This is a genomic window from Streptobacillus felis, assembly GCF_001559775.1.
Lineage (GTDB): Bacteria > Fusobacteriota > Fusobacteriia > Fusobacteriales > Leptotrichiaceae > Streptobacillus > Streptobacillus felis.
On record NZ_LOHX01000338.1, the window covers coordinates 1 to 9728 of the forward strand.

General features: G+C 27.1%; 10 protein-coding genes. All 10 read right to left on the reverse strand.

The features are described from left to right. Nucleotides 1-216: 216 nt before the first annotated feature. Nucleotides 217-840: a V-type ATP synthase subunit D gene (locus AYC60_RS07900; protein WP_067323308.1), complete on the reverse strand. Its 624-nt coding sequence runs from the start codon at nt 838-840 to the stop codon at nt 217-219. A gap of 2 nt (nt 841-842) precedes the next feature. Beyond that, nucleotides 843-2222 carry a V-type ATP synthase subunit B gene (locus AYC60_RS07905; protein ID WP_067323311.1) on the reverse strand — a complete coding sequence of 460 codons (1380 nt, stop codon included), beginning with the start codon at nt 2220-2222 and terminating at the stop codon, nt 843-845. Continuing rightward, nucleotides 2222-3937, reverse strand: a complete 1716-nt coding sequence (locus AYC60_RS07910) for a V-type ATP synthase subunit A (protein ID WP_414162590.1) — start codon at nt 3935-3937, stop codon at nt 2222-2224. The genes AYC60_RS07905 and AYC60_RS07910 overlap by 1 nt, the downstream gene beginning before the upstream one ends. A gap of 68 nt (nt 3938-4005) precedes the next feature. Continuing rightward, nucleotides 4006-4335: a V-type ATP synthase subunit F gene (locus tag AYC60_RS07915; RefSeq protein WP_067323317.1), complete on the reverse strand. Its 330-nt coding sequence runs from the start codon at nt 4333-4335 to the stop codon at nt 4006-4008. Continuing rightward, complete coding sequence (locus AYC60_RS07920) at nt 4328-5251, reverse strand: V-type ATPase subunit (protein WP_067323321.1); 924 nt, start codon at nt 5249-5251, stop codon at nt 4328-4330. The genes AYC60_RS07915 and AYC60_RS07920 overlap by 8 nt, the downstream gene beginning before the upstream one ends. A gap of 11 nt (nt 5252-5262) precedes the next feature. Further along, complete coding sequence (locus AYC60_RS07925; RefSeq protein ID WP_067323324.1) at nt 5263-5811, reverse strand: V-type ATP synthase subunit E; 549 nt, start codon at nt 5809-5811, stop codon at nt 5263-5265. A 10-nt stretch (nt 5812-5821) separates the two neighbouring features. Next, nucleotides 5822-6298, reverse strand: a complete 477-nt coding sequence (locus AYC60_RS07930) for a V-type ATP synthase subunit K (protein WP_067323327.1) — start codon at nt 6296-6298, stop codon at nt 5822-5824. Nucleotides 6299-6307: 9 nt separating this feature from the next. Further along, nucleotides 6308-8224 carry a V-type ATP synthase subunit I gene (locus AYC60_RS07935; RefSeq protein WP_067323330.1) on the reverse strand — a complete coding sequence of 639 codons (1917 nt, stop codon included), beginning with the start codon at nt 8222-8224 and terminating at the stop codon, nt 6308-6310. A 3-nt stretch (nt 8225-8227) separates the two neighbouring features. Beyond that, complete coding sequence (locus tag AYC60_RS07940) at nt 8228-8542, reverse strand: hypothetical protein (RefSeq protein WP_067323333.1); 315 nt, start codon at nt 8540-8542, stop codon at nt 8228-8230. 10 nt (nt 8543-8552) lie between these two features. Further along, nucleotides 8553-9482 carry a peptide-methionine (R)-S-oxide reductase MsrB gene (gene msrB, locus AYC60_RS07945; protein ID WP_067323336.1) on the reverse strand — a complete coding sequence of 310 codons (930 nt, stop codon included), beginning with the start codon at nt 9480-9482 and terminating at the stop codon, nt 8553-8555. Nucleotides 9483-9728: the final 246 nt, after the last annotated feature.

The window sequence follows — 9728 nt, forward strand, 5'->3', positions numbered from 1 at the left end:
CATCTTTTATTTCTAAGTTTATTCCATGTACTGCTTTAAATCCATTCGGATATTGTTTTTCAACGTTCTTTAAAATTACTTCTGCCATTTATTCTCTCCTAATAAAAAATATTTCTATACCTATATTATACCTCAACTTTTAATAAAGTCAATGTCAATATTGAAATTTTTTTGCAAAAAATAATGTGTTTTTGAAATTTTGTTCAATGTATAAATCTAATTTTTTATACCAGCTTTCATAAGCCTAATAATTGCACCTCTATCGTTTTCATCAAGTTTCATTCTAATAAACTTAATAGTCTCTTCTAAAGTTGGTATAGTCATATATTCTAAAGCATTAACTCTTCTTCTTGTTTTTTCTATTTCATCTGCCATTAACTGTGCTGATTTTTCAATTTCTGAAAGCTTTAACAAATCTTTCATTACAAAACTTAAATCTTCCACAGCCATATCTAGTTCTGAACTTGTAGAAGCAAATGAATATGGATAAATGTCATTTTCATCTCCATTTTTTTCTAATGATATTTGAGGTATTCTAACACTCATAACATTTTTCTTTTCTACATTTACTTCATAACTAATCTTTGGAACTGCAACTGCTTCTTCAAAAGAAGTTTCTGAAATTAATGATTTTGAAATTGCAAAGTTTTTTAAAGATCTAGTCAATTTTTCTTCAACCATTTTTCTCATATCTCTATTTTGTTTTACAGTTTCTATAAAAATTCTCATTAACTCATCTTGCTTATCTTTAAGTAATTTATGACCTTTTTTTGCTGTGACCAACTTAATTTTAAGTTTACTTAACTCCATTCTAGTTGGATTAACATTTAATCTAGCCATAATTAATTATCCTTTTTTTCAAGATATTTTTCTAAATATTCATCTCTAATTCTCTTTAATTCGTTTTTAGGTAATATTCTTAGTAAGTCCCAACCTAATTCTAAAGTATCAATGATACTTCTATTTAAAGAAAATCCTTGACCAACATATTTTTCTTCAAATTCTGTTGCAAATTTTGCAAATTGTTTATCTGTATCTGAAAGTGCAGATTCTCCAAGTATTACTGCTAATTCTTTAGCTTCTTTACCTGTTGCATATGCAGAGAATAATTGGTTCATAGTATCTGCATGATCTTCTCTAGTTTTATTCTTACCTATACCTTTATCCTTTAATCTTGATAATGATGGTAAAACATCTATAGGAGGCATTACATTCTTTTTATATAATTCTCTTGAAAGTACTATTTGTCCCTCAGTAATGTATCCTGTTAAATCTGGAATTGGATGTGTTTTATCATCCTCAGGCATTGTTAATATAGGTATTTGTGTAATAGAACCTGGTTTTCCTTTTAATTTTCCAGCTCTTTCATAAAGTGTAGAAAGATCTGTATATAGGTAACCTGGATATCCACGTCTACCAGGAACTTCTTTTCTTGCTGCAGAAATTTCTCTTAATGCCTCACAGTAATTTGTTAAATCTGTAATTATCGTTAAAACATTCATACCTTTTTCAAAAGCTAAATATTCTGAACAAGTTAAAGCCATTCTTGGTGTAGCTATTCTTTCTACTGAAGGATCATTAGCTAAATTAATAAATAGAACAGCTCTATCTATTGCGCCTGTCTTTTTAAAATCTTCAATAAAGAATTCAGCTTCTTCATATGTAATACCTACTGCAGCAAATACTACCGCAAATTTTTCTCCATCACCTAATACTCTAGCTTGTCTTGCAATTTGTGCTGCAAGTTCAGCATGTGGTAATCCTGAACCAGAAAATATTGGTAATTTTTGTCCTCTTACTAAAGTATTTAATCCATCTATAGCTGATACTCCTGTTTGAATAAATTCAGACGGATAATCTCTTGCAACTGGATTTAATGCAAGACCATTAATATCTAAAGATTTTTCAGCAACAATTTTAGGACCATTATCTTTCTCTCTACCTAATCCATCAAAAACTCTTCCTATCATATCTTCAGAAACTCTTAATTTTAAAGGTCTTCCTAAGAATCTAACTTTAGAGTCTCTCATATTAATTCCTGCAGGAGATTCAAATAACTGTAATACTGCCTTATCTTCATTTACTTCTAAAACTTTACCTAATCTTATTTCTCCAGTTTGTGTTTCAACTTCCACTAATTCATCATAGCTAACACCTTCAACACCTTCTACAGTCATCAATGGTCCAACTATTTCATTAATTGTTTTGTATTCTTTAATCACTACATTACCTCCCCTTGTCTTGAGATAAGTTCATTAATTTTTTCATCTACTTCTTTATTAATTTCATCAATTTTGTAAATGTGTTCTTCTGATAAATATTTAGCTCTAGCAATTTTTTCTCTAACTTCTAGTTCTAATATATCATTTACATATACATTTTTCTCTAAAGCTTTTTTAGCTTGTTTATAGAAATGTAAAACCATATTTAACATCTTGTTTTGTTTATCAAGCGAAGTATAAGTATCTTGTTCATGGAAGGCATTTTGTTGTAAATAATCTTCCCTAATACTTTTTGCAGCTTCAAGTTTTAATTGATCTTCAAATGATAAAGTATCTTTACCAACAAGTCTTACTATTTCTTGTAATCCTGCTTCTTCTTGTAATAACTTCATAGCCATAGATCTATTATTTGAGAAGTTATCATCAACATTTTTATCCATCCATTCATCAACTTTTGTTTGGTATAATGAATATGAATTTAACCAGTTGATTGCTGGGAAATGTCTTCTATATGCAAGTTGTGCATCTAATCCCCAGAATACTTTAACTATACGTAAAGTTGCTTGTGAAACTGGCTCAGAAATATCTCCCCCTGGAGGTGATACCGCACCAATTACTGTAAGTGCTCCTATTCTTTCATCCTCACCTAAACATACTACCTTACCTGCTCTTTCATAGAAATCTGCAGCTCTTGATGAAAGATATGCTGGATAACCTTCATCCCCTGGCATTTCTTCTAAACGTCCAGACATTTCTCTTAGTGCCTCAGCCCAACGTGATGTTGAATCAGCCATTATAGAAACAGAGTATCCCATATCTCTAAAGTATTCTGCTATAGTTATACCAGTATAAATTGAAGCTTCTCTTGCAGCAACTGGCATATTTGAAGTATTTGCTATTAACACTGTTCTTTGCATTAAAGATTTACCTGTTAATGGATCTATAATTTCAGGAAACTCCATTAAAACGTCTGTCATTTCATTTCCACGTTCTCCACAACCTACATAAACAACAACTTGTGCATCTCCCCATTTAGCAAATTGATGTTGAACTACTGTTTTACCAGATCCAAAAGGTCCTGGAACACAAGCTGTTCCACCTTTAGATACAGGGAAAAATGTATCTATTACTCTTTGTCCTGTAATTAAAGGTTCATCTGGATTAATTTTTTTAGCATATTTTCTTCCTTTTCTTACTGGCCATCTTTGTATCATGTTTACATTAACTTCACCATTTGAAGTTTCTATTACTGCTATAGTATCTTCTACAGTAAAATTTCCACTTTTAATTTCTTTTATAGTTCCTTCTATTCCTACAGGCACCATTATTTTATGTGTGATTACTTCAGTTTCTTGAACTGTTCCTAATACATATCCTGAACTTACTACATCACCTACTGTTTTTGTTGCAACAAATTCCCAAACTTTTTCTCTATCTAATGCGTTAACTTCTACACCTTTTAATAAGAAGTCTCCAACTTTCTGTTTGATTTTATCAAGAGGTCTTTGTATACCATCAAACATATTTTCTAATAATCCTGGTCCTAATTCAACTGATAAAGGCATACCTGTAGTTTCTACAGGTTCATTTGTACCAATTCCAGTAGTTTCTTCATATACTTGTATAGAGGCTCTGTCTCCTCTCATTTCTATTATTTCACCTATTAGTTTATCATTACCAACTTTTACCATGTCAAATACATTAGCATGTTGCATATTTTCAGCAACTACAAGTGGTCCTGAAACTTTTACTATTCTACCTTGCAAAGTATTTTCTCCCTTCATTAAAAGATATTAGTTCCTATTGCCTTTTCTATATTTTCATCAATTTTTGACATTCCTAAATTTATACTTCCACCATTATTAGGTATCAAAGTAATCATAGGAAGAACTTCTGTTTTATATCTTTCTAAAACTTCTTCTGCTCTTTTTGCATACTCTTCTGTAATAAATATTATTCCATAATTATTGCTTGCTAAATAATCTATAGTAGATTTAATTTTTTGTATACTAAGTTCTTCATTATCAAAATTGTCTATACTATATACATCTACACCTAAGACTTTAAAAGATATTACAGTATCTCTATCACCTATTGCAGCTATCTTATACATAAACACCTCTCAATCTCTCTTTAATTACTTCTGGATCTATATTATTTAATTTTCCAGACATAATTAATCTAAGTGCTTTCATTTCATATTCTTTTGCAATAATATATGTAAATATTGGTTCTGGACCTATAGTAACATTTCTATATTTTAATGCAAGATCTATTACCATATTATCAAACATTTTTTCAATATCTGAAATATTTCTATCCTTTTCAAATTTATCCCAATATTTAGCTATAGTATTCTTTTTAAATAAAGGTAGGTATGTATCATTTTCAAATATTTTAATTAATTCTTCTTTAGCAATACTACCACCATTTGCAAAAATATTTTCTATAAAATCAATATTCTTATTTTGTTTTTTAAGTCTTAAAAAAGTAATAAAATTGTACTTATCTATAACTATCTTACTATATTCTTTAAATATATCTTCGCTAAGTTCTTTTGAAAGTTTATCTATATCTTCTAAGTACATTTTATCAAGTAAAATTGATGCTTTTTGTAAATCTTTTTCTTTACTTGCTAATAAAAGATTTTTTTCTAAATTTTGTCTTTTTATTCCAGTATCTAAAATGTGTTTTTCAAGATTAGAGTTTGAATAATCATTCTTAAGTCTTAATTTAAGATTTTGATATTCATATTTTAAAGCTATCAGGTCTACTATACCTTGCTCATCTTTAGCTAATTCTCTTACAAATTCAAAAACTCTTTTTGTTTCATTGAATAATATCTCTTCATACATTTCATCACTTGTAACACCAGCCATAGCAAATGCATATTCAGTGTCATTTAAAGTTTTTAGAATATCTTTTAAAGTATTTGTTTCAATCATTCTAATTAATTTTTGTTCAGTTAATAATTTTTTTTCTTTAATTTTTACAATAGAAACAGGCAAAATGAAATCATTTCTATTCATATTCATTCTCCTTATTCAAAATATTTTTGTATTACTTCTTCTAACTCTTCTTTTTTATGTCTTATTAAACTATCAAAGCTAAAGTTTTCTTCTATACCTTTATGTTTTATTATAAAGCCATTTTTTACATTTTTATCAACCTTAATATTAGGTAAAATATTTGATAAACTTCCAAATATTTCTGGTACTAATATTTCTTCACCTTCAAAACTCTTAGTTCTTCTTGAAAGATTTTCCATTAAAAATGATTTCATCTCATCAAAAGATATGTTTTCTAAATTATTTTTTAGTTTATCTAAAACTTTTGAAATTAATTCTTGTTTAGTTTGTAATAAAATGTTTTTGCATTTTAATTCTACACCTGAAACTATTCTTTCTAATTCTAATGCTTTAGTAGATTCAAATTTTCTAGCAATGCTTTCTTTTTCATGTTTAAGATTTATTTCAAATTCATTTTTTAAGGCTGTCATATTTTTATTAGCTTCTTCTGTAATAATAGCAATTTTTTCTTTACTATCAGCTTTTATCTTTGACATAATGTTTTCTAAATTTGATATCATTATTATTCTCCTATGCTACATTATTTAATAATATTATTGATATTACTAATCCTAAAAGTGCATAAATCTCAACCATTACTGCATAAACTATACCTTTTACTTGTTGTTCTTCATTTTTTGCTAATATAGTAATACCTGCAACTGAAACTCTTGCTTGTGCTAATGCTGAATGTAAACCAACAAAAGCTATAGGTAAACATGCAACTAATACTGCTAAACCTTGTGAAACTGTAGTTGCACCTGTAATTTTTCCAGATGCTAATAAAGCTATAACGAATCCATATAATCCTTGTGAACCTGGTAATAATTGTAAAATTAATGATTTCCCAAATTTTTCTGGTTCCTCTATTACTATTCCTGCAGCTGCTTCCCCAACCATTCCAACTGCTTTTGCAGATCCAATTCCTGCAAGTATTGCAGCAAGTGCTGCTCCTAAATATCCTAAAGCTGGTCCTAAATTTGCTAATAATGCTTCTAAACTTATCATTTTTTCCTCCTAATTGTTCTTAATGTTTATATATTTTTCTTTTATTTTAAAATCTTTAAATGGTTTTCCTCCACCTTCATAGAATTTTGAGAAAAACTCAACATAAATTAATCTTGCTGTATGTACATATGCTCCTAATATTGATAAGAATAAATTAAATCCATGTCCTATTACAAATATTAAAGCAACAAAGATTAACATATACCATTTATTTCCCATCATAGATGCTATCATATTTACAGCATAGGCAATATATCCTCCAGATAATCCTAGAGCCATAAGTCTTACATATGAAATTAAATCTCCCATATATCCTGAAATACCATATAAGGAATAAACTCCAAGACCTATTCTTCCGCCTAGCTTTTTAACTTCTCTACCACCTGTTGCTACTATTAATAACATAGATATTATCATAGCATATTTTGCTATAGTTACCATATTAGTATTAATACCTGTAAATTTAGCATAAATAAAATATCCTGTAGATACTAATGTAACTATCCAAAAACCTACATCACATAAAGCATCATAATATCTTTTACTTCTAATTAATAAGAAGGCTTTAATACCTAATGCTATAAAAATATGTACTATTCCTAGTATTACCGAAAGTACCATTACTGGTTGATAATTACTAGTTGGTGTATAAAAATGTAGTGGATTATCAAATTCATATCCAAATAGTGAACCATAAATCAGTCCCCAAAACATAGTTGAAATCCCTAACATAAATAGGAATTTAATTGCTGATTTAGTCCCTTTATCAAATTTGAATAATAATAATGATAATCCTGAGATTAAACTCATTACTATACCATATCCTAAATCTGCTATCATCATACCAAAGAATAACCAGAAAAATGGTGCAACTAATAACGTTGGATCAATTTCAGTATATTTTGGTAATGAGAAAGTTGCTGTTAAAGTTTCAAAAGGTTCTAAAACTTCATTATTTGCAAGTTTAATTGGAATATCTTTTGAAGTTACATCTATTTCTTCAAATTCTAGATAATAATTATCTTTACATACATCTTCTATTTTATCCTTAAATTCATCTTTTCTTTTAGATGGAATATATCCACTAATTGCACTAAGCTTTTCAGTAGATTTAAACATTTCTTTAACATTTTCCTTAAGTAAAATATTTTTATAATATTCATATGCTACTTCTATTTCATCAATATGTATAGCATTTTCTTTTAACTCATTTTCCAATTTAATTATATCTTCTTTATTATGTTCTAATCTTTCTATTTTTTCATTCTTAATTTCTTTTGGAAGTTTACTAAGATCAATAGTTAACTTATTAAAATTATACAACCTTAATTTTTCTGAAATATTAAGACTCTTATCAGAAAAGATTATAAAGTTTACATCTTTTTTCCCATAATCAATAATTTCTAATTCAGTAAAACTTAAATTTTCTAATTTAAATTTTTCAAAATTCTTTAAAGACATACTCCCTATATTAACATCTACATTTTTTAATCTTTTTAAATCTTTTTCTGTAATATCAAGTTTTTCCCACTTTTCATATTCTTTGATTTCATTAATTAAAATTTCATTAGATTTAATTTTAGTATCTTTTTCAAAGAATATATGGTTAATTTTTTCAACTACAGCTTCTATATCCACACTATTTATATATTGCTCTAATTCTTGATAATTAAATTCCTTTTTACCTTCTTTAAGTGTTTGTAATAAAGGTTTTTTTACAGAGTATTTTCTCATTTTTTTGATAATAGACTCTAATTTATATATCTTATCTTCTAATTCTTCTTTATTATCAGATTTTAAATTATTTAAATCAAAATCTAATTCTCTAAAGTCTACTTCAACAAATTCTTGTAGTTGTTTTAATAAGGCATTTAGCTCATTTTTAAAGCTTATTAAATTAAACTTTTCAACTTTTACTATTGCCATATTTTATCCTTTCATTATTATATTTTTTACTTCTTCTAAAATTGTATCCATTTTTTCATGGAAGCTACTTGATAATTTATCTGATTTATCCTTCATATCAGTAATTTTGTATTCTAAAGATTTTTTAAGCTCTTCTTTTTCTATTTCAAGTTTATTAAGTAATTCCTCTTTGTATTTTTTTACTTCTTCTACAAATTTTACTTCTAAATCTTTTTTTAAATTATCAATATTAGAATTAATATCTTTTTGAGAATTTTCAAAAGATTCTCTCGCTGATTTTTCAATTTCTTCTAATTTTTCTAAAATTTCTTTTGCCATTTTCCCTCCTTTAAAATAGAACTATATACTCTTTATAACCATATTCTTCTAACTTATCCTTTGGTACAAATCTTAATATTGACCCATTAATACAATAACGTAAAGATCCCTTAGCCTTAGGGCCATCAGTAAATACATGTCCTAAGTGTGCTAAATCCTTAGCACTTTTAACTTCTATTCTATTCATTCCATGAGAATTATCCTCATAAAAGTTTACAGTCTCAGTAAGTATAGGTCTTGTAAAACTCGGCCAACCACAACCAGCATCAAATTTATCATATGATAAGAATAATGGTTCACCAGTAACAACATTAATATATATACCTTCCTCATAATGATCTTCAAATTCCGAACTAAATGGTCTTTCGGTTGCACTATTTTGCGATATTTCAAATTCAAGATTAGATAGTTTACTTCTTAAAACTTCTATTTCTGGTTTAGTATATTCTTTATCAAAAAGTGGTTCATATACTGAACTTAAATTAATATGACAATAACCATCAGGGTTTTTATCTAAATAATCTTGATGATAATCTTCTGCTAATATATATTCTTTTAGTTTTTCATTTTCAACTACTAATTTTTCTCCAATTTTATTTTCAATAAAATCATAAACTTTATTAATAATATTAACATCATTTTCATCAACATAATATATACCTGTTCTATATTGTCTACCTATATCTCCACCTTGTTTATTAAGTGATAATGGATCAATAAGTTTAAAAAATCTTAAAAGTAATTCTTCTAACCTTACTAAATTTTGATTATACTCTATCTCTAAAGTCTCTACATGATCAGTTTCCTTAAGTGCTCTATAATTAGTGTTAGATGTATTACCATTTGCATATCCAACTGTAGTATTTACAACACCTAAAACTCTTTTAAAATATCCCTGCATACCCCAGAAACATCCACCTGCTAAATATATTTTTTTCAAGTTATCACCTCTTTTAAACTCTACTTTTAATTATATCATAAAATTATAATAAAAAAAAGTAAACTTAAAATTTCATGTAATGGGAAATTTTAAATGCACAAATTTTTTTTATTTTTTGATAATTGTGTAGAGCAAATGCACAATATTTTGTTTTGTAAAAACTTAAATTTATGTTAAAATTATTTTGATGATTTGTTATTTTTATTATACGTACTTACAACAATATCATCTGCGTTTATTTCCTCT

What these genes read in the sequence shown, in the direction of transcription:
- AYC60_RS07900 (WP_067323308.1), bottom strand. Translation starts at nt 840, where the DNA reads ATGGCTAGATTAAATGTTAATCCAACTAGAATGGAGTTAAGTAAACTT.
- AYC60_RS07910 (WP_414162590.1), bottom strand. Translation starts at nt 3,937, where the DNA reads ATGCAACATGCTAATGTATTTGACATGGTAAAAGTTGGTAATGATAAA.
- AYC60_RS07920 (WP_067323321.1), bottom strand. Translation starts at nt 5,251, where the DNA reads ATGAATAGAAATGATTTCATTTTGCCTGTTTCTATTGTAAAAATTAAA.
- AYC60_RS07925 (WP_067323324.1), bottom strand. Translation starts at nt 5,811, where the DNA reads ATGATATCAAATTTAGAAAACATTATGTCAAAGATAAAAGCTGATAGT.
- AYC60_RS07935 (WP_067323330.1), bottom strand. Translation starts at nt 8,224, where the DNA reads ATGGCAATAGTAAAAGTTGAAAAGTTTAATTTAATAAGCTTTAAAAAT.
- AYC60_RS07930 (WP_067323327.1), bottom strand. Translation starts at nt 6,298, where the DNA reads ATGATAAGTTTAGAAGCATTATTAGCAAATTTAGGACCAGCTTTAGGA.
- AYC60_RS07940 (WP_067323333.1), bottom strand. Translation starts at nt 8,542, where the DNA reads ATGGCAAAAGAAATTTTAGAAAAATTAGAAGAAATTGAAAAATCAGCG.
- AYC60_RS07915 (WP_067323317.1), bottom strand. Translation starts at nt 4,335, where the DNA reads ATGTATAAGATAGCTGCAATAGGTGATAGAGATACTGTAATATCTTTT.